Below are 19230 nucleotides of genomic sequence, written 5' to 3'. Positions count from 1 at the left end.
AGGCCCCACAGGCCCCCCCCACAGAATGCGGGCGCGCAATTCGTCGAAGAACGAACGTTCGTGTTTTTATCTGAAAACAAAGGAATGAACATATGCCAAGAAAGAGGAATTCGAGGCTGCTGCGCCTCGCCGCCCGCTCGGTGTGCGCCGCACTGCTTCTCGGTCTGGTGGGGACGACAACGCTGAGCCAGGCGGCCATCACCGACACTCCCACGCAGGTCCAGGCCCGGGTGACGTCCAGCGAAGCGAAGACCAAGAACCCGATCGTGCTCGTGCACGGCCTCTTCGGCTTCGACAACGTGCTGGGCATCGACTACTTCTATCGCATCCCCGAGAGCCTGGCCGGCGCGGGCGCGAAGGTGTACGTGGCCCAGGTCTCGGGCGCCAACAGCTCGGAGATCCGCGGGGAGCAGTTGATCCAGGAGCTGAAGAACCTGCGGGCGCTCTCGGGCAACCCGTCGCTCAAGTTCAACCTCGTCGGCCATTCGCAGGGCGCGCCCACCGCGCGCTACGTGGCGGCGGTGGAGCCCGGACTGGTCGCCTCGGTCACCTCCGTGGGCGGGGCCAATGGCGGATCGAAGGTGGCGGACATCCTCCGCAAGATTCCCGAGGGCAGCGTCTCCGAAGCGGTGGTCGCGGAAACGCTGCGGCTCGCGATGCTGCTGCTCGGCGCCATCTCGGGCAAGGACCCGAGTCAGCTGCCCGAGGTGCCGCTGAACGCGCTCAATTCGCTCACCACCGCGGGAGGCGCGGCCTTCGACAAGAAGTTTCCCCAAGGCCGCCCGGCGCCCGGCTCCTCGTGCGACGTGAAGAGCGGTCCGGCCGAGGCGAACGGCGTGCGCTACTACTCGTGGTCCGGCGTGCAGCCGCTCACCAATGCGTTCGATGCGAGCGACGTCGCCATGGGCGGGCTGAGCCTCATCGCGTTCGGGAGCGAGACCAACGACGGCCTGTTGGCCGTGTGCTCCACGCGCCTGGGCACGCACCTGGGCGACTACCGCCAGAACCACCTGGACGAAGTCAACCAGCTCTTCGGCCTGACCTACATCGGGCTGTGGACGCTGTTCGAGAAGAAGCCGGTGCAGCTCTACCAGGAGCAGGCCGCGCGACTGAAGAGCGCGGGCCTCTGACGATGCGGCGCGCCTTGTTGTGAAAAAAGCGAGACCGCTGCAGCTCGGCGCGATGGCGGGCGCCGCGGCGCTCGCCATTCTTGCCGGATGGTGGCTGGTGGACGGGCTGCCGCCGGCCGACGCCCCGGACACGGTGGTGGCGACTGCCGCCACCACCGGCCCGGGCGGCGCGGTGCCGGCAACGACACAGCCGATGGGCGATGCCCGCCCCACCCCCGACGCGATGCTGAACCCATCGCTGGTCCTGATCTTCGAGAGCGCCCTCGCCGAGGCCCAGGCCACCGGCAAGGCCGCCTTCATGGCGATGGCCCCCGGCCTCCTCGCCAAGCGCCTGCCCGCCGAACTGGTCGCGCGCGCGATGGGCCTGCTCGAGCGCTACATCGACATGCAGGAAGCCATGCAGGCCCTGCCGCCGCCCGACGCCGGCGACCCCGCGTCGCTGCGCAAGACCATCGAGGCGCGCGCCGAAGTGCGGCGCAGGTACTTCGCGCCCGAGGAAATCGAAGGCCTCTTCGGCGACGAGATCCGCCAGGACGCCCTCATGGCCGACAAGATGGCGATCGCCCGCGACGCCAACCTCACGCCCGAGGAGCGCGAGGCGGCCGCCAAGCGCAGCGAGGAAGCCCTGCTCACGCCGGAACAGCGCGAGCAGCGGCGCGCCTTCACCGCGCAGGTCGATGTGCAGCGCCAGACCGATGCCATGGAGGCGCGCGGCGCCAGCGCCCAGGAGCGCTTTGCCGAACGCAGCGCCACCTACGGTTACGAAGCTGCCCGCCAACTGGCCGCGCTGGACCAGGAAAACCAGGACTGGAACAACCGCCTCGACCAGTACGCCAACGCGCCCCCGGACCAGCAGGCGCAGTTGCGCGAGTCGCTCTTCAACGAGCGGGAGCGCTTGCGCCTGAGCGGGGCGCTGGCATTGCGCTCGGCAAAGCCTGCGCCGAACGCGGCAGGCCAAACACCCGGTCGAAGCCCCAGTTGAAGACGAAGGTGTAGACCAGGAAGAACAGCACCAGGCCCAGGTCCATCACCAGCGCCTGCCAGAGCGTCACGCCCAGGCCCCAGGCGAACAGGGGCACCAGGAACGCGATCAGCCCGCCCTCGAAGCCGATGGCGTGGGCGATGCGGCGGCGCACGCTGCGCCCGCGCACGGCCTGGCGCGATTCCCAGCGCTCGAACAGCGCGTTGAAGATCAGGTTCCAGATCACCGCGACCACCGATGCGGCCACCGCCAGCACGCCGGAATGGCCGAGCCCCGCGTCCGTCATCAGGGCCAGGCCGGCGCTCGCGCAGACGATGGCAATCCCTTCGTACAGGGAGATGTAGACGACACGACGCTGGAGCCCTTGCATGACTTTTCCTCTTGAACTTGATGCGATGGTTGGACTTTATTTGCTATTTACTGATATAAAAAGTCGCCTTATTTCAATTTAATTGATAGATCGGACGCCATGGCATTCTCCAGCGACAACGTCGAGGTGTTCCTGGCCGTGATCGACCACGGCTCGTTTTCAGCCGCCGCGCGGGCGCTGCACAAGGTGCCGTCGGCCGTGAGCATGGCCATCGCCGGCCTCGAAGCCGAGTTGAACCTGCCCCTGTTCGACCGCAAGGGCCGCGAGCCCCAGCCCACCGCCGCCGCGCGTTCGCTGGAGCCGCAGGCGCGCATGCTCGCGGCGCAGTTGAAGCAGTTGCAGGTGCAGGCGCTCGCGCTCACCCAGGGGCTGGAGAACCGCCTGACGCTCGCCATCGCGCCCGAACTGCTGGCCGCGCCCTGGAGTGGGCCGCTCGCCGAACTGGCGCAGGAATACCCGCTGCTGCAGGTCGAGGTGCTCGCCGCGCCGCAGGCCGATGCGCTCACGCTGCTGCACAGCGGCCGCGCGCAACTGGCGCTGGTGTTCGAGCGCCCGAGCCTCGATGGCCGCGAAGGCTTTCAGGAAGTGGGCAGTGACACGATGGTGGCCGTGATGGCGCCCGACCACCCGGCGCTGGTCGCGGCGGCCGGCGAGCGCCTGCGGGAAGAGCACCTCACCAACACCCGGCAGATCGTCGTCGCCGGGCGCGACCTGGCCACCAGCGACCCGCGCTTCGTCTTCGCGCGCCACGTCTGGCGCACCGACAACGCATTGGCGGCGCTGAGCCTGATCACCGCCGGTCTCGGCTGGGGCTGGCTGCCGCGCAACTTCGCGCGGCCGCACGTGGCGGCGGGTGCGCTGGTCGAGATTCCGTTCGAGAACCTCAGCAACGGGCTCGACCTGTGGGTCGATGTGGTGTGGTCGAGGGAGCGCCCGCTGGGGCTGGGGGCGCAGCGCTTCGTGGCGCTGATTGCGCGCGACCGGCAGGCGGCATTGCGCTGACCTCTCGACGCGTGGTCACTCCCCTGCTTCTCGCAACGTCGACTCCAGTTCCCGCCGCAACTCTTCGCGTTCGGGCAAATAGAGCTGGTACTTCTGGACGAAAAGCTGGCTGTTGAGGTTGTAGGTTGCGTACTCGACCAGCAGTTCGTCCTTGTGGCGGCTCAATATGATGCCGATCGGCGGGTTGTCGCCCTCGGCGTTCTCTTCATTGGCAAAGTAGCCCAGGTAGAGATTCATCTGGCCGATGTCGTGGTGCTGCACGTCGCCCAGCTTCAGGTCGATCAGAACGAAGCACCGCAGGATGCGGTGATAGAAAACCAGATCGACCTTGTAGTGGCTGTTGTTCAGCGTGATGCGGTACTGCCTGCCGACATAGGTGAACCCTTTTCCCAGTTCCAGCAAGAATTGCTGCAGGTGGTCGCACAGCAGCGCCTCGAGTTGGGTCTCCGAGACCTGCGCCGGCTCGGGAATCTTGAGAAATTCGAAAACGTAGGGCTCCCGCAGCAGGTCGACGGGTTGCTCGACCACCTGCCCCTCGCTGGCGAGCTTGAGGATGCCAGCCTTGTCGCGGCTCGCGGCCAGGCGCAGGAACAGCGCACTGTCTTTCTGCCGGACCAACTCGCGCACCGACCAGCGCTCATTGACACTTTGCTGCTCGTAGAAGCCGCGCTCCAGCGGATCATCGATCTTGAGCAGTTCCACGACGTGCGACCAGCTCAATTGGTGCGACAGCGTCGCACCTTTCGGGTACAGCAGGTAGAACTGGCGAATGCGGATCAGGTTGCTCCGGCTGAAGCCCTTGCCGTGCCGCAGCGTGAGATCGCGCGCCAGTTGCTCGATCAGCGCCTTGCCGTACTCGGCGCGCGCCTGCCCAGCCTGCTCGAATTCGACGATATGCCGGCCGACCTGCCAGTAGGTCGCCAGCAACTCCTGGTTGGCCGCGCGCAACGCCTGGACGCGCCCGCGGGTGAAGGTATCGCCGATTTGCGTGAGCAGGTGGCCGTAGTCGTCGCGTTCACTTAGCTTCATGCGAAACCCGTCTTTTCGAGGTGGCGCCCGACTTGGGCAGGGGATTGCAAGTATCCCAACGGCGAGTGCTCCAATGCCGGAAGAAATGACGATTTCTCCCAAGAACAAGAGGCAATCGATGTTGCCGGCGAGTCAGCCGGCCACGAACATCGCCGCGCGGATGCCCCCTCGAAAGCGGAGGCCAGTCGCGCGCGCCCGCTCAGGCAGCTTCGCTGTAGAAGCCGGCCGTGTTGTTCAGCAGCCGTCCCGCCACCGGCGCCACGGCCTTGCCGATCGCCGCGATGTGGTCCGGCGTCGTGCCGCAGCAGCCGCCCACGATGTTCACCAGCCCCGCGGCCGCGAACTCGTGCAACAGACGCGAGGTGACATCGGGCGTCTCGTCGAAGCCGGTGTCGCTCATCGGATTGGGCAGGCCCGCGTTCGGGTAGCAGCTGATGAAGGTGTCGCCCGCCACGCGCGCGAGTTCCTGGATATAGGGGCGCATCAGCGCCGCGCCCAGCGCGCAGTTGAGGCCAATGGCCAGCGGGCGCGCATGCCGCACGCTGTGCCAGAACGCGGTGACGGTCTGGCCGCTCAGGATGCGGCCCGAGGCGTCGGTCACGGTGCCGCTGATGATCAGCGGCAGGCGCTCGCCGCTGTTGTCGAAGTACTCGTCCACCGCGAAGAGCGCGGCCTTGGCGTTGAGCGTGTCGAAGATCGTCTCGACGAGGATCACGTCGGCGCCGCCTTCGACCAGCGCCTCGGTCTGCTCGTAGTAGGCCGCGCGCAGCGACTCGAAATCGACGTTGCGTGCGCCCGGGTCGTTCACGTCGGGGCTGATGCTGGCGGTCTTGGGCGTCGGGCCGAGGGCGCCGGCCACGAAGCGGGGCTTGTCGGGGGTGCTGAACTTGTCGCAGGCCGCGCGCGCGAGCTTGGCGGATTCGAGGTTCATCTCGCGCGCCAGGTGCGCCATCTTGTAGTCCTCCTGCGCGATGGTGGTCGCGCCGAAGGTGTTGGTCTCGATGAGGTCGGCGCCGGCCGCGAGGTAGCCCTCGTGGATGTCGGAGATCACGTCGGGCCGGGTGAGCGAGAGCAGCTCGTTGTTGCCCTTCACATCGCGCTCGAAGTCCTTGAAGCGCTCGCCGCGGTACTGCTCCTCGGTGAGCTTGAAGCGCTGGATCATCGTGCCCATCGCGCCGTCGAGGATGGCAATGCGCTTTTCGAGGATGCCGGCCAGGGCCTGGCCGCGGGTGTAGACGAGGGGCTTCATAGCCCTCGATTGTAGAAAGCGGCCCTGTCCCTGCCGTGCGTCAGTGCTTTGCGGTGTTCTCGACGAAGGCCAGCACCGCCTCGATCATCCGCCGCACATGCGGCTTCACGCCGGCCGCCACCTCGGGCAGGTAGTCGAACGGCAGTTGCTCCTGCATGTAGCTCGACTGCGTCATCTCCAACTGCACCGCGTGCACGCCGCCGGCCGGATTGCCGTACTGGCGCGTGATGTGGCCGCCCTTGAAGCGGCCGTTGAGGACGCCGGTGTAGCCCGTCGCCGATTCGGCGATGCCCAGCAGCGTGGCGGCCAGCGCCGGATCACAGCTCGTGCCGTTGCCGGTGCCCAGGTTCAGGTCGGGCAGCTTGCCGTCGAAGAAGCGCGGCAGCACCGAGCGGATCGAGTGCGCGTCCCACAGCGCGATGGTGCCGTGGGCCGCTTTCAGGCGGTCGAGCTCGGCCTGCAGCTGGCGGTGGTACGGGTGCCAGATCGCATCGCGGCGTTCGGCGACTTCCGCGTCACCGGGTAGGTCGTCCTTGGATGCGTAGACCGGCGTGTCGTCGAAGGTGTCGACCGGGCACAGGCCAGTGACGCTCTGGCCCGGGTAGAGGCTCGCGCCATCCGGTGGGCGGTTCAGGTCGATCACGTAGCGCGAGTGCGTGGCCACGAGCACCGAGGCGCCCAGTTCGTCGGCGAAGTCGTAGAGCTGTTCGAGATGCCAGTCGGTGTCGGGCACATGGCGCGCCTCGTCGGTGAGGCGCGCGGCCAGCGCGGACGGTACGTGGGTGCCGACATGCGGCATCGAGATCAGCAGCGGGCGCGTGCCCTGGCGGAAGCGGAACGCCGGTTCGGCGGTGGTGAAGGCCATGGATTCAATCCTTGAGGAGTTGGGTGCGCGCCGCCACGAAGGCGGACGCGGATTCGTTGTGCAGCGCATGGCGACCGCTCGAGACACGCTCGCGGCCGGCCACCCAGACCGCATCGATGGCGGAGGTGCGATGGCTCGCGAAGACGTGCGCCGACAGCATGTCGGGCGCCGACAGGCCTTGCAATGCAACGTGCGCCGCATCGAGCACGACGAAGTCGGCTTGCTGCCCCGCGGCGAGCCCGCCGACCGCGCGGCCCGAGGCCTGCGCGCCGCCCTGAACCGCTTCGAGCGTGAGCGCGGTGGCGACATGCGGCTGCGCCGCGCTCGCGCCGACATTGCGCTGCCGCTTGGCAAGGCGCTGGCTGTATTCGAGCATCAGCAGTTCTTCGGCAGCGTTGACGCTCGCGTGGCTGTCGGAGCCCACGCCCCATGCGCCGCCGTGGCTGCGCCATTTGGAAAAGTCGAAGATGCCGTCGCCGAGGTTCGCCTCGGTCGTCGGGCACAAGCCCGCGGCGGCACCGCTCTTGGCGGCGTACTCGTACTCGGCGTCGTTCATGTGCGTCGCATGGACGAGGCACCAGCGCGCATCGACCGGCGCGTGGTCGAGCAACCACTCGACGGGGCGCAGGCCGCTCCACTCGACGCAGTCGTCCACTTCCTTCGTCTGCTCGGCGATGTGGATGTGGATCGGCGCGGTGCGGTCGATGGCCTCGAGCCCCGCGACCGCATCGCGCAATGCCTCTGGCGGCACGGCGCGCAGCGAGTGCGGTGCCATGCCGAGGCGCGCGCCCTGCGCATCGCATGCGGGCTTGAGCGCTTCGAGCAGGCGCAGCATCGATTCGGTCGAGCGGATGAAGCGGCGCTGCCCTTCGTTGGGCGGCTGGTCGCCGAAGCCGCTGGTCTGGTAGAGCACCGGCAGCAGCGTGAAGCCAATGCCAGTCTTCTCTGCGGCGCGCAGCAGCGCGAGGCTCAGCGTCGCGTCGTCGGCGTAGGGACGGCCGTCGGCGTCGTGGTGCACGTACTGGAATTCGCAGACGCTCGTGTAGCCCGCTTCGAGCATCTCGGCGTAGAGCCAGGTCGCGATCGCTTCCATGTGCTGCGGGCCGAGGCGCGCGGCGAAGCGGTACATCAGCGTGCGCCAGCTCCAGAAGCTGTCGCGCTGCTCGGCGCGGTGTTCGGTGAGGCCCGCGAATGCACGCTGGAAGGCGTGCGAGTGCAGGTTGGGCATGCCGGGGATCACGGGGCCGGTCGCCACTTGCGCACCAGCGGGCGCTTGCATGGCGGCCTGGGCCTGCGTGAGCTGGCCTGCGTCGTTCCACGTCAGCAGGACGTTCTTCGCCCAGCCCGCGGGCAGCAGCGCATCGGCTGCGAAAAGCGTGCGCGTCGTCGTCATGCGGCGTTCTCCACCGCGATGCGGCCCTGGCGCACCGCGGTGCGCAGCGGACGTTGACCGAACCAGTACGCGAGCTCGGCCGCATCGCGCACGTTCCACAGCACGAAGTTGGCGGGCATGCCTTCGGCGATGGCGCCGTGCCTGGCCGCAAGGCCCAGCGCGCGCGCCGCATGCACCGTGACGCCGGCCAGCGCCTCGGGCACCGTCAGGCGGAACAACGTGCACGCCATGTTCACCATCAGCAGCAGGCTCAGCGTCGGCGAGGTGCCAGGGTTGTGATCAGTGGACACGGCCATCGGCACGCCGGCGGCGCGCAGCGCCTCGATGGGCGGCAGGTGCGTGTCGCGCAGCGTGTAGTAGGCGCCGGGCAGCAGCACGGCCACGGTGCCCGACCGGCGCATCGCCTCGATGCCATCGGCCGACAGGTGCTCGATGTGGTCGCACGAGAGCGCCCCGTAGCGCGCGGCGAGCGCGGCGCCGCCCATGTCCGACAACTGCTCGGCATGCAGCTTCACCGGCAGGCCCAGCGCCTTCGCGGCCTGGAAGACCTGCTCGGTTTCCGCGAGCGAGAAGGCGATGCGCTCGCAGAACACGTCCACCGCATCGACGAGGCCTTCGGCCGCGAGCGCGGGCAGCATCTCGCGGCACACGAGGTCGATGTAGTCGCCGCTGCGTCCCGCGTATTCGGGGGGCAGCGCATGCGCGCCGAGGAAAGTGGTGCGCACGGTGACGCCATACGCTTCGCCGAGGCGCCGAGCCACGCGCAGTTGCTTGCGCTCATGTTCGAGCGAGAGGCCGTAGCCCGACTTGATCTCGATGGCGCAGACGCCATCGGCCAGCAGTTGTTCGAGGCGCGGCGCGGCCTCTGCGAAGAGCGTGTCTTCGTCGGCCTCGCGCGTGGCGCGCACCGACGAAACGATGCCACCGCCCGCCTTCGCCACTTCTTCGTAGGTCGCACCCGCGAGCCGCATCGCGAATTCGTTCGCGCGCTGGCCGCCGTAGACGAGGTGCGTGTGGCAATCGACGAGGCCGGGCGTGACGAGTGCATCGCCGCCGTCGTGCACAGAAAGCTCTGCGAACTCGGCCGGCAATGCGCTGCGTGCGCCGACCCAGCGGATCGCGCCTTGCGCGACCACGATGGCGGCTTCGACGCCGGCATCGGTCGCCAGGCGCAGGCCGGTCCAGAGACCGTCGGCCGACGGATATGTGTTTGCAGGTTTCATCGTCTTTTTCTTTCTGCAGGTTACGCCGGCACGATGCGCACGGCCACCAGCCGCGCGTCTTCGCTTTCCGGCACCGCGTGCCATGCCTGCGACACATCGGCCCAGTGCAGGCCCTCGCCTTCGGCGCAGGCCTCGTCGTTCAAGCGCCATGCGCCGCGCAAAGCCAGCAGCACGCCGTGCGGTGCGGCCTCGACGGCCGTTGCGTGTTCCAGCACCTGCACATCGGCACGCCACTGGCCGTGCCGCGTCATCACGTTGAAATCGTTCGATGCACCGCCCAGCAGCGTGCAGTCGATCGCGTCGTCGCCGCTGAATGCGAACGGACGGTGCGGCACATCGAGCCGGTGCTCCACGCGTCCGTCGTGCGTGAAGAGCCGCACCCCGTCGCCTTCCAGCAGCATGATGCTGCGGTCGATGCCCGCGAACACCGAGAACGGCCCGGCCGCCGCGATGGTCGCGATGCTCACGCGCCAACCGAAGCTGTCGAGCCCCGCGCCTTGCGGCCAGCTCGCGATTTCCTGCGTGGTGCCGCCGCCGTTCTTCCACGGCATGGCGGGCAGCGTGGCGCGAGAAAAACGGATCACGCTCATCGCATCAACCCGCCTTGCCGCAGCTTCTGCTCGAAGTGCCGCAGCACCAGCGTCATCGTGCCGGTCAGCACGAAATACACGAGCGCGATCGCCAGGTACACCTCCAGCGATCGGTACGACACGCTGATGATCTTCTGCCCCTCGTGCATCACGTCGTGGATCGTCAGCAGCGACACCAGCGCCGAGTTCTTGATGAGCGCGATGAACTCGTTGCCCAGCGGCGGAATCATCCGCACCACCGCCTGCGGGAGCACGATCTGGCGCATCGCCACGCCGGGCGTCATGCCGAGCGACTGCGCGGCCATCGTCTGGCCCTTGTCGATCGACTGGATCGCGCCGCGCACGATCTCCGACACGTACGCGCCCGAGTACACGCCGAGCCCCAGCACGCCGCAGAGGAACGCGGGCAGCAGGATGCCGAAGTGCGGCAGGCCGAAGAACAGGATGAACAGTTGCACCAGTAGCGGCGTGCCGCGAATCACCGCCACGTAAGCAGTGCACACGCTGTAGATCCATCGCCGCTTCGGGTTCAGCCGTCCGATGCCGACGATGAGGCCGAGCACGCAGCCCAATGCGAGCGCGCAGGCGGTGATCTCCACCGTGACGAGCGCACCGCGCAAGAGGTCGGGCCAGCCCTGCCAGACCGGCGAGAAATCGAGATCCATGCCGCGCTTACTTGGCGTTGGCGCTGAACCACTTCTTTTCGATCTGCGCGTAGGTGCCGTCGGCTTTCAGCTTCTCGATAGCGCCGTTCACCGCCTTGGTGAGCTCGGGCGTGTCCTTGCGGATCGCCATGCCGTATTCCTCGGTGGTGATCTGCTCGGGCAGGACCTTCAGGCCCGGCCGCGTGCGCACGTACTGATAAGCGGCGGGCTTGCCGGTGACGGCGGCGTCGGCACGGCCGATGTCCACGAGGTTGAACATCTCCTGGTTCTTCTCGACTTCCATCAGCTGCACCTGCGGGTACTTCTCTTTCGTGAAGGCGACCGACTTGGTGCCCACCTGCACGCTGACCTTCTTGCCGTTGATGTCGGCCGGGGCCTTGATCGCCGTGTTGCCGTCCTTCACCATCACGACGAGGCCGCCCGCGTAGTACGGCGCGGTGAAGTCGACGACCTTCTTGCGCTCGTCGGTGATGTAGATGGCCGAGACGGCCATGTCGAAGCGCTTGGAAATCAGGCCCGGCACGAGGCCCTTGAAGTCGATGTCGATCCATTCGATCTTGCGGCCCAGCGTCTTGCCGACGGCCTCGACCAGTTCCACGTCGAAGCCGGTGCGCTTGCCGTTCTCCACGAACTCCATCGGCGGGAAGGTGGCATCGGTGGCCACGCGCAGCGGCTCGCCTTGCGCATGTGCGGCGCCGGCGAAACCGAAGAGAGCGGCGGCGGCAACGGTGAAAAGAGTGCGACGGGTGTTCATGAGGTGAGGCTTTCGTGGGTTTGAAAAAGGCAGGAGCGATTGGCTACTGAAGCGCGCGAGAGATACGGGCCGCCGTGACGACGGTCATGTGGAGCAATGCAGCTTCCATGCCCTGGACGCGCGTGATCGGCGCCATGAGCGTGATCGCACCGCGAAGGCGCCGGCCCGAGGCCAGCACCGGTGCGCTCGCGCCCCAGACACCGGCGTCGACCTCGCCCTCTGTCACGGCATGTCCGGCTTCACGGATCGCATCGAGCTCGGCGGCGCGTTCGGCGCGGCGCTGTGCGCTTTCGCCGAGGCCGTCGAGCAGGGAATCGCGCTGATCGAGCGGCATGTGCGCGAGCAGGCACTTGGCGCTCGCGCCATCGCTGGCCGGAACGCTGCGGCCCCGGTCGAACGAGCAGCGCAGCGAATGTTCGCTGTCGATCATCTCCAGGCACACCACGCGGTCGTTCACCGCGGTGACCAGCGCCACGCTCTCGTGGCTCTGCTGCACCAGCGCGCGCATATCGGCACGCGCGGCCATGACGAGGTCGGAGTTGCCGTCGAAGCCGCTCGCGAGTTGCACGCTCACCGGGCCTGGCGAATAGCGCCCATCGGACTCCATCACGAAGCCCCAGCGGCGCAGCGTGGCGATCTGGCGGTACAGCGTGCTCTTGACGAGGCCGGTGGCCTGCACCAGCTCGGCCGCCGTCATCGCGACCTTGCTCTGCGCCAGCACCGACAGCACGAACAGCGCGCGGTCGTTGTGGGCGGGAGCATCGGTCGGGGGCGTCATCGCAGGCAGTATCTTGCTGGCCGTTCTCACTTCCAAGCCCGAATTCCCACCGGGTGGGAATGGGCTGGATTTTTACTTCTACCTTTGTCTTACCGGCTTGCGTGCGCCAAGGCCCGCTCAGCGCACCATCGGCAGCTTCAGGCCCTGCTTCTTCGCGGTCGCGACGGCGATGTCGTAGCCGGCATCGGCGTGGCGCATGACGCCGGTGGCCGGGTCGTTGAAGAGCACGCGCTCGATGCGCTTGGCCGCGGCATCGGTGCCGTCGCACACGATCACCACGCCCGAGTGCTGCGAGTAGCCCATGCCGACGCCGCCGCCGTGGTGCAGGCTGACCCAGGTGGCGCCGCCCGCGGTGTTGAGCAGCGCGTTGAGCAGCGGCCAATCGCTCACCGCATCGGTGCCGTCCTTCATCGCTTCGGTCTCGCGGTTGGGGCTCGCGACCGAGCCGGTATCGAGGTGGTCGCGGCCGATCACGATCGGCGCCTTCAGTTCGCCGTTCTTCACCATCTCGTTGAAGGCCAGGCCCGCGATGTGGCGCTCGCCCAGGCCCAACCAGCAGATGCGCGCGGGCAGGCCCTGGAAGGCGATGCGCTCGCGCGCCATGTCGAGCCAACGGTGCGTGTGCGTGTTCTCGGGGAACAGCTCCTTGATCTTGGCGTCGGTCTTGTAGATGTCTTCCGGATCGCCCGAGAGTGCCACCCAGCGGAACGGACCCTTGCCCTCGCAGAACAGCGGACGGATGTAGGCGGGCACGAAGCCGGGGAAGTCGAAGGCGTTCTTCACACCTTCGTCGAAGGCGACCTGGCGGATGTTGTTGCCGTAGTCGACCGTCGGGATGCCCATGGCCTGGAAGTCGAGCATGGCCTGCACGTGCACGGCGCACGACTTGGCCGCGGCCTTCTTGAGCGCGTCGTGCTGCGACACATCCTTCATCGCGGCCTGCCATTGCTGCACGGTCCAGCCCGAAGGCAAGTAGCCGTTGATGAGGTCGTGTGCGGAGGTCTGGTCGGTCACGAGGTCGGGCTTGTGGGCACCGGCCTTTGCGCGCTTCACGAGTTCGGGGAGGATGTCGGCCGCGTTGCCGAGCAGCGCGATCGACACGGCTTCCTTCGCGTCGCAGTGCTGCTTGATGAGTTCGAACGCGTGGTCGATGTCGCGCGCCTGCTTGTCGACATAGCGCGTGCGCAGGCGAAAGTCGATGCTCGATTGCTGGCACTCGATGTTGAGCGACACCGCGCCCGCGAGCGTGGCCGCGAGCGGCTGCGCGCCCCCCATGCCGCCGAGGCCGGCAGTCAGGATCCACTTGCCCGCGAGGCTGTTGTTGTAGTGCTGGCGGCCGGCTTCGACGAAGGTCTCGAAGGTGCCCTGCACGATGCCCTGGCTGCCGATGTAGATCCAGCTGCCAGCGGTCATTTGGCCGTACATGAAGAGGCCCTTGCGGTCGAGCTCGTTGAAGTGCTCCCAGGTGCCCCACTTCGGTACGAGGTTCGAGTTGGCGAGCAGCACGCGCGGGGCATTCTCGTGCGTCTTGAACACGCCCACCGGCTTGCCCGACTGGATGAGCAGCGTCTCGTCGTCGTTCAGCTCTTTCAGTGACGCGAGGATCTGGTCGTAGCACTCCCAGTTGCGCGCGGCGCGGCCGATGCCGCCGTACACCACGAGGTCCTGCGGACGCTCGGCCACCTCGGCGTCGAGGTTGTTCTGGAGCATGCGGAACGGCGCTTCGGTGAGCCAGCTCTTGCAATTGAGTTCGCTGCCGCGCGGGGCGCGGATCACGCGCGTCGGGTCATGGCGCGGATCGGCGGCATCGGGGTTGTTCAGGGCGAATTTTTCGGGAGCGTTCATGGCGTGGTTCTCCTATCGAGTGATGTTTTACGAGTGACTGGGCAGGATGTTCAGCAGCGCGGCCGGCAGCTCGGCCTTGAGCGCCCACTGGCGCATGGCTTCGATGTCCGGAGCGAGGTAGCGGTCGCGTTCGAGAAAAGCGACGTTCTTGCGGATGCGAGTGAATTCCGCTTCGACCAGCGGCGAGCTCTTGAGCTTGCGCTTGAGCTCGATGCCTTGCGCGGCGGCCATCGCTTCGATGCCGACCACCACCGCGGTGTTGTTGACCATGTCGCCCAGGCGGCGCGCCGCGAAGGTGGCCATCGAGACGTGGTCCTCTTGATTGGCTGACGTGGGCAGGCTGTCGACGCTGGCGGGGTGCGCCAGCGACTTGTTCTCCGAGGCAAGTGCCGCAGCCGTGACCTGCGCAATCATGAAACCGGAGTTGAGCCCCCCATCGCGTACCAGGAACGGCGGCAGGCCCGAGAGGCCGGTGTCGAGCAAGAGCGCGATGCGGCGCTCGGCAATCGCGCCGACTTCGCTCACTGCGAGCGCAATGATGTCGGCCGCGAAGGCGACCGGCTCGGCGTGGAAGTTGCCGCCCGAAATCACTTCGCCCGTGTCGCAGAACACGAGCGGGTTGTCGGATGCGGCGTTGGCTTCAATGACCAGCACGCGCGATGCGTGCGCGAGGTTGTCGAGGCAGGCGCCCATCACCTGGGGGATGCAGCGCACCGAGTACGGGTCTTGCACGCGGCCGCAGTCGGCATGCGACGGGACGATCTCGCTGCCTTCGAGCAGCGTGCGCACCGCGCCTGCGACGGCGATCTGGCCGGACTGGCCGCGTGCGGCGTGGATGCGCGCGTCGAAGGGCTTGATCGAGCCCTGGATCGCTTCGAGCGACAGCGCTCCCGACATCAGCGCCGAGGCGAACACGTCTTCTGCACCGAAGAGGCCGGCGAGTGCCAGCGCCGTCGACACCTGCGTGCCGTTGAGCAGTGCGAGGCCTTCCTTCGGCCCGAGCACGAAGGGCTCGAGGCCGATGCTGCGCATCGCTTCGGCACCGCTGACCTTCTTGCCGTCGGCCAGCGTCGCCTCGCCTTCACCGATCAGCACGCAGGCCATGTGCGCGAGCGGCGCGAGGTCGCCCGATGCGCCGACCGAGCCCTTGCATGGAATGCTCGGCGTGACGCCCGCGTTGAAGAGCGCCAGCAGCGCATCGACCAGCGCGGGCCGCACACCCGAGTGCCCGCGCGCCAGGCTCACCGCCTTGGTCGCGAGGATCATCCGCACCACCGGCGCGGCCAGCGGCTCGCCCGTGCCCACGCTGTGCGAGAGCACGAGGTTGCGCTGCAGCTCGGCCAGATGGTCGTTTCCGATGCGCGTGCTCGCGAGCTTGCCGAAGCCGGTGTTGATGCCGTAGACCACCTGGTCGTTCTCGACGATGTGGCGCACCGCCGCCTCGGCCTTCTGCATGCCATCGAGCACCGACGGATCGAGCGCAAGCCGGACGCCGCCGGCCTGGATGCGTCGCAGCATCGCAAGGTCGACCTTGCCGGGCGTGAGGGTCAAAGTGGCATCGGAGGAAGCGGTGTTGTTGCTTGGCATGTGAACCTGTCTATACAAGTGGTTGCGAGAGATAACGATCGGTCTGTGCGACAAAAAAAATCAGCCGAAGCTCGGGTTGCCGTCGGCTTTGAAACGGCTGCCCAAGCTGTAGCGCGATGCCGGATGCAGGCAGCGCACCCAGGTCACGGGCGTGTTGCGCGTCCAGGTGCGGCGCGTGAGCAGGAGGCAGGGGTCGGTCACTTCCATCGCGAGGCGCTCGGCCTGTTCGGCGTTGGGCAGCACGGCATCGACGACGTGTTCGATCTGGTCGAAGGGCACGTTGCGCACCAGGTACTCGCTGGGCGGCATCGCGCTGAAGTCCTGCTCGAGGTACTCGGGCACGACCTGCGGGTTGACGTAGCGCTCTTCGAGCTGCACCGGCGTGTCGTTCTCCAGGTGCAGGCAGGCGCTGTGGAAGACCGAGTCGCCCGCGCGCAGGTCGAGCCATGCAGCCACGTCGGGCGAGGCGGCGATGCGCTCGACCGCGAGCATTTCGCAGCGGTAGTCGTGGCCGCGCTGGCGGATTTCGCTCGCGATATTGGCGATCTGCAGCAGCGTCGATTGCGGCTTGTTCTCGGCCACGAAGCTGCCGACGCCGGCCACGCGCACGATGCGGCCCTGCTCCACCAGTTCGCGCAGCGCGCGGTTCACCGTCATGCGCGCCATGCCGAACTGCGCGACCAGCTCGTGCTCCGAAGGCAGGCGGTGGCCGGGGGGCCAGGTGCCGTCCTGGATCTTGCGGGAGATGTGATCCTTGACTTGCGCGTAGAGCGCGAGGGTCGGCAGGTCGCGTTTCATCGCGTTCAGTGTTCCGCCGCGGCCATCGACTCGGCGCGGATTTCTTCGGTCAGGCGCGCCTTGATGTCCATGAACTCGGGCGACGTCTTGATCGTGTAGCTGCGCGGATGCGGAAAGTCCACCGCGATCTCGGTCTTGATGCGGCCCGGCCGCGCGCTGAACACCGCCACGCGGTTGGCCATGAAGATCGCCTCGTCGATGTCGTGCGTGACGAAGAGCACCGTCTTCTGCGCCGACTCCCAGATTCCCAGCAGCAGTTCCTGCATCAGCACGCGCGTCTGGTTGTCCAGCGCGCCGAAAGGCTCGTCGAGCAGCAGCATCTTGGGGTCGTTGGCGAGCGCGCGTGCAATCGCGGTGCGCTGCTGCATGCCGCCCGAGAGTTGCTTGGGAAAGTGGTGCTCGAAACCGCGCAGCCCCACCTTGGCGATGAAGAACTCGCTGCGCTCCTTCTGGTCGGCCTCGCTCATGCCGCGCTCGCGCAGGCCGAAGCGGATGTTCTGCGCCACGGTGAGCCACGGAAAGAGCGTGTAGCTCTGGAACACCACGCCGCGGTCGGCGCCCGGGCCTTCGATGCGCTCGCCGTCGAGCAGCACCTGGCCGGTGGTCGGGAAATCGAGCCCCGCCACGATGCGCAGCAGCGTCGACTTGCCGCAGCCCGAGGGGCCGAGGATGGTGACGAAGTCGTTCTCCTTCACCTCGAAGTCGATGGGCAGGAGCGCCTGCGTGCTCTGGCCCTTGGTGCCGGTGAAGACGCGCGAGACGCCCTGGATGGAGAGCTGATTCTTCACAGTGCGGCCCATGCGAACAGACGGCGGTTGAGCGCCTTGAAAGCGAAGTCGGACAGAAGGCCGATGACGCCGATCACGATGATCCCGAAGATGATCTGGCCGGTGTTCAGGAGCGCCTGGCTGTCGGTGATCATGTGGCCGATGCCCGAGGACGAGCCGATCAGCTCCGCCACGATCACATACGTCCACGCCCAGCCGAGCACGAGGCGCAGCGTTTCGGCGATGCCCGGCGCGGCGCCCGGAATGAGCACGCGCGCGACGATGCCGCGGCTGTTGGCGCCCAGCGTGTAGGCGGCTTCAACGAGGTCGCGCCGCGCGCCGCCCACGGTGACAGCCACCATCAGCACGATCTGGAAGAACGAGCCGATGAAGATCACCAGCAGCTTCTGCATTTCGCCCAGGCCCGCCCACAGGATGAGCAGCGGAATGAAGGCCGAGGCCGGCAGGTAGCGGCAGAACGACACGAAGGGCTCGAAGAAGGCCTCGACCGTCTTCCAGGTGCCCATCGCGATGCCCAGCGGCACCGCGAACACCGCCGCCAGCAGGAAGCCGCCGAACACGCGCCACACGGTCATGCCGATGTCGCCGATGAAGCCGTACTCGGTGAAGAGCAGCCAGCCTTCCTTGACCATGGTCGGCGGGCTCGCGAGGAAGGTCGGCGACACGAAGCCGCCGAGCGTGGCGAGCGACCACACGAGCACGAACACGACGAAGAAGCCGAGCCCCAGCAGCACGCGCGCACGGGCGCCGATGGGTTCGAGCGGCGCGAACGCGCGGCGGCGCACGGGTGGCACGACGGGCTGGGAGGACGCGGCGCCCGCCGATGCCGCGCGAGGCGGCACCTGCTGCGGCAGCGCCTTACTTGACGTAGCTTGCATCGAAGGTGACTGCGTAGTCTTCAGGGGCCTTGCGGATCACGCCGGCTTCCAGAAGGATCGCCGCGGCTTCCTTCATGAAGGTGGTGAGTTCGCCCGCGAAGAACTTCTGGTTGGCCGCCTTGTCCTGCCAGCGCAGGTACGCCGACGACTTGGCGAACTGCTCGCCGCTTTGCTTGACGGCCGAGCCCATGAGCTCGTTCGACTTGGCCGGGTCGGCCTTGATCATGTCCAGCGCGTCGAAGTACGACTTGGTGAGCGCAGCGGCGGCCTTGGGGTTGGCCTTGAGCCAGGTCGGCGCGCAGCCGACGGTGTCCATCACCATCGGGTAGTCGAGCGTGGTGGCCAGGATCTTGCCGGCGGCGGGGTTGGCGCGCACGGTCGAGAGGTAGGGCTCGTAGGTCATGGCGGCGTCGTTCTGGCCGGCCACGAAGGCTTGCGCGGCGGGCTGGGGCTCGAGCGAGACGACCTTCACGTCCTTCAGGCTCATGCCGTTCTTGCTGAGCATCCAGGCCAGGCCGAAATACGGCGCGGTGCCGGGGGCGCTCACGCCGATGGACTTGCCCTTGAGGTCGGCGAAGGTCTTCACGTCATTGCGCACTGCGATGCCGTCGGCGCCGTAAGACTTGTCCATCTGGAAGATCTGCACGATCGGCACGCCGTTGGCGTTCCAGGCGACGTGCGTTTCCACGGTGGTGGCCGCGCACTGGATGGCGCCCGAGGCCAGGGCCAGGTGGCGGTCCTTCTGCGGAATCATCTTCAGTTCGACGTCCAGCCCGTTCTTCTTGAAGATGCCGGCCTTGTCGGCCAGCGAGAGCGGCGCGAAGCCGGTCCAGCCGGACATGCCGAGCGCAATCTTGGTGTCCTGGGCGGCGGCCGTTCCGGCCATGCCCGCTGCACATGCACCTGCTGCCAGCAGCGAAGCGACTTTCAAGAAAACGCCGGGCCGCCCCAAGTTTTCTTGTCCCCCTCGGGGGGCCTGACGCGCAGCGGCAGGTTCGGGGGCGCTGATATTTACCGTCTTGACCATGGGTACTCCTGGTTCTGTTTTCTTGAGATGGCTCGGCAATGCGCCCCAACGTCTGGGCTGCGCGCGCCTCGCATTGTTGCCAAGCGCCCCAGCTTGTATATACAGAATAACCCGAGAGGGTCGTTTCGGTGCATTTCGCAAGGAAGATGCACCAGATTGCTGTCTAGACAAATAGGGCGGCGCGACGGGAGCAACCATTGCAAAGCTCGTGCCACAGTCATAACTGGGTGGCTGGGGGACAATCGACCGCCCTCCCCGCCAGTTCTCTCTTTCATCT

General features: G+C 67.2%; 19 protein-coding genes. 3 read left to right on the top strand and 16 right to left on the bottom strand.

The window, feature by feature from the left end:
- The first annotated feature begins 92 nt into the window (after window positions 1–92).
- Complete coding sequence (locus QFZ83_RS29710) at window positions 93–1130, top strand: triacylglycerol lipase (RefSeq protein WP_307511946.1); 1038 nt, start codon at window positions 93–95, stop codon at window positions 1128–1130.
- A 19-nt stretch (window positions 1131–1149) separates the two neighbouring features.
- The gene (locus QFZ83_RS29705) at window positions 1150–2112 is read left to right on the top strand and encodes a lipase secretion chaperone (protein WP_307511944.1); all 963 of its coding nucleotides are present in this window, start codon (window positions 1150–1152) and stop codon (window positions 2110–2112) included.
- Here QFZ83_RS29705 and QFZ83_RS29700 read toward each other — a convergent pair.
- Window positions 2009–2482: a PACE efflux transporter gene (locus tag QFZ83_RS29700; RefSeq protein ID WP_013538666.1), complete on the bottom strand. Its 474-nt coding sequence runs from the start codon at window positions 2480–2482 to the stop codon at window positions 2009–2011. The two genes, QFZ83_RS29705 and QFZ83_RS29700, sit on opposite strands and share 104 nt — an antisense overlap.
- Window positions 2483–2581: 99 nt before the next feature.
- Here QFZ83_RS29700 and QFZ83_RS29695 point away from each other — a divergent pair, with 99 nt between their 5' ends.
- Window positions 2582–3484 (top strand): LysR family transcriptional regulator, encoded by a 903-nt coding sequence (locus tag QFZ83_RS29695; RefSeq protein ID WP_307511942.1) that lies wholly within the window; start codon window positions 2582–2584, stop codon window positions 3482–3484.
- A 15-nt stretch (window positions 3485–3499) separates the two neighbouring features.
- Here the strand turns inward: QFZ83_RS29695 and QFZ83_RS29690 are convergent, their stop codons facing one another.
- From QFZ83_RS29690 to QFZ83_RS29620, 15 genes are all read right to left on the bottom strand, one after another.
- A complete protein-coding gene (locus QFZ83_RS29690) occupies window positions 3500–4513 on the bottom strand; it encodes a YhcG family protein (RefSeq protein ID WP_306880896.1) in 1014 nt (337 codons plus the stop codon).
- 199 nt (window positions 4514–4712) lie between these two features.
- Window positions 4713–5762, bottom strand: coding sequence for a homocysteine S-methyltransferase family protein (locus tag QFZ83_RS29685; protein ID WP_307511940.1), 1050 nt, complete (start codon window positions 5760–5762; stop codon window positions 4713–4715).
- A gap of 40 nt (window positions 5763–5802) precedes the next feature.
- Entirely contained in the window at window positions 5803–6627 is an 825-nt protein-coding gene (gene hutG / locus QFZ83_RS29680) for an N-formylglutamate deformylase (RefSeq protein ID WP_307511939.1), read from the bottom strand.
- 4 nt (window positions 6628–6631) lie between these two features.
- Complete coding sequence (locus QFZ83_RS29675) at window positions 6632–8020, bottom strand: formimidoylglutamate deiminase (RefSeq protein WP_307511938.1); 1389 nt, start codon at window positions 8018–8020, stop codon at window positions 6632–6634.
- Window positions 8017–9243 carry an imidazolonepropionase gene (gene hutI / locus QFZ83_RS29670; RefSeq protein ID WP_307511937.1) on the bottom strand — a complete coding sequence of 409 codons (1227 nt, stop codon included), beginning with the start codon at window positions 9241–9243 and terminating at the stop codon, window positions 8017–8019. The genes QFZ83_RS29675 and hutI overlap by 4 nt, the downstream gene beginning before the upstream one ends.
- A 20-nt stretch (window positions 9244–9263) precedes the next feature.
- Window positions 9264–9833 (bottom strand): HutD family protein, encoded by a 570-nt coding sequence (locus QFZ83_RS29665; protein ID WP_307511935.1) that lies wholly within the window; start codon window positions 9831–9833, stop codon window positions 9264–9266.
- Window positions 9830–10498 carry an amino acid ABC transporter permease gene (locus QFZ83_RS29660; RefSeq protein WP_306880890.1) on the bottom strand — a complete coding sequence of 223 codons (669 nt, stop codon included), beginning with the start codon at window positions 10496–10498 and terminating at the stop codon, window positions 9830–9832. The genes QFZ83_RS29665 and QFZ83_RS29660 overlap by 4 nt, the downstream gene beginning before the upstream one ends.
- Before the next feature lie 7 nt (window positions 10499–10505).
- Window positions 10506–11252 carry a transporter substrate-binding domain-containing protein gene (locus QFZ83_RS29655; RefSeq protein ID WP_307511934.1) on the bottom strand — a complete coding sequence of 249 codons (747 nt, stop codon included), beginning with the start codon at window positions 11250–11252 and terminating at the stop codon, window positions 10506–10508.
- 43 nt (window positions 11253–11295) lie between these two features.
- On the bottom strand, window positions 11296–12030 hold the full coding sequence (locus QFZ83_RS29650; protein ID WP_307511933.1) for an IclR family transcriptional regulator: 735 nt from the start codon (window positions 12028–12030) through the stop codon (window positions 11296–11298).
- A gap of 117 nt (window positions 12031–12147) precedes the next feature.
- A complete protein-coding gene (gene hutU, locus QFZ83_RS29645) occupies window positions 12148–13875 on the bottom strand; it encodes a urocanate hydratase (protein WP_307511932.1) in 1728 nt (575 codons plus the stop codon).
- 27 nt (window positions 13876–13902) lie between these two features.
- Entirely contained in the window at window positions 13903–15462 is a 1560-nt protein-coding gene (gene hutH / locus QFZ83_RS29640; protein ID WP_307511930.1) for a histidine ammonia-lyase, read from the bottom strand.
- Window positions 15463–15522: 60 nt separating this feature from the next.
- The gene (hutC, locus tag QFZ83_RS29635) at window positions 15523–16260 is read right to left on the bottom strand and encodes a histidine utilization repressor (protein WP_176662012.1); all 738 of its coding nucleotides are present in this window, start codon (window positions 16258–16260) and stop codon (window positions 15523–15525) included.
- Window positions 16261–16265: 5 nt separating this feature from the next.
- On the bottom strand, window positions 16266–17060 hold the full coding sequence (locus QFZ83_RS29630; RefSeq protein WP_013538650.1) for an ABC transporter ATP-binding protein: 795 nt from the start codon (window positions 17058–17060) through the stop codon (window positions 16266–16268).
- A complete protein-coding gene (locus tag QFZ83_RS29625; protein WP_013538649.1) occupies window positions 17045–17926 on the bottom strand; it encodes an ABC transporter permease in 882 nt (293 codons plus the stop codon). The genes QFZ83_RS29630 and QFZ83_RS29625 overlap by 16 nt, the downstream gene beginning before the upstream one ends.
- The gene (locus tag QFZ83_RS29620) at window positions 17907–18812 is read right to left on the bottom strand and encodes an ABC transporter substrate-binding protein (protein WP_144299070.1); all 906 of its coding nucleotides are present in this window, start codon (window positions 18810–18812) and stop codon (window positions 17907–17909) included. Before QFZ83_RS29620 ends, QFZ83_RS29625 begins: the two co-directional genes overlap by 20 nt.
- Window positions 18813–19230: the final 418 nt, after the last annotated feature.

Source organism: Variovorax sp. W1I1 (genome assembly GCF_030815625.1).
GTDB classification, from domain to species: Bacteria; Pseudomonadota; Gammaproteobacteria; order Burkholderiales; family Burkholderiaceae_C; genus Variovorax; species Variovorax paradoxus_C.
This window is presented reverse-complemented; position numbering and strand designations above follow the sequence as displayed.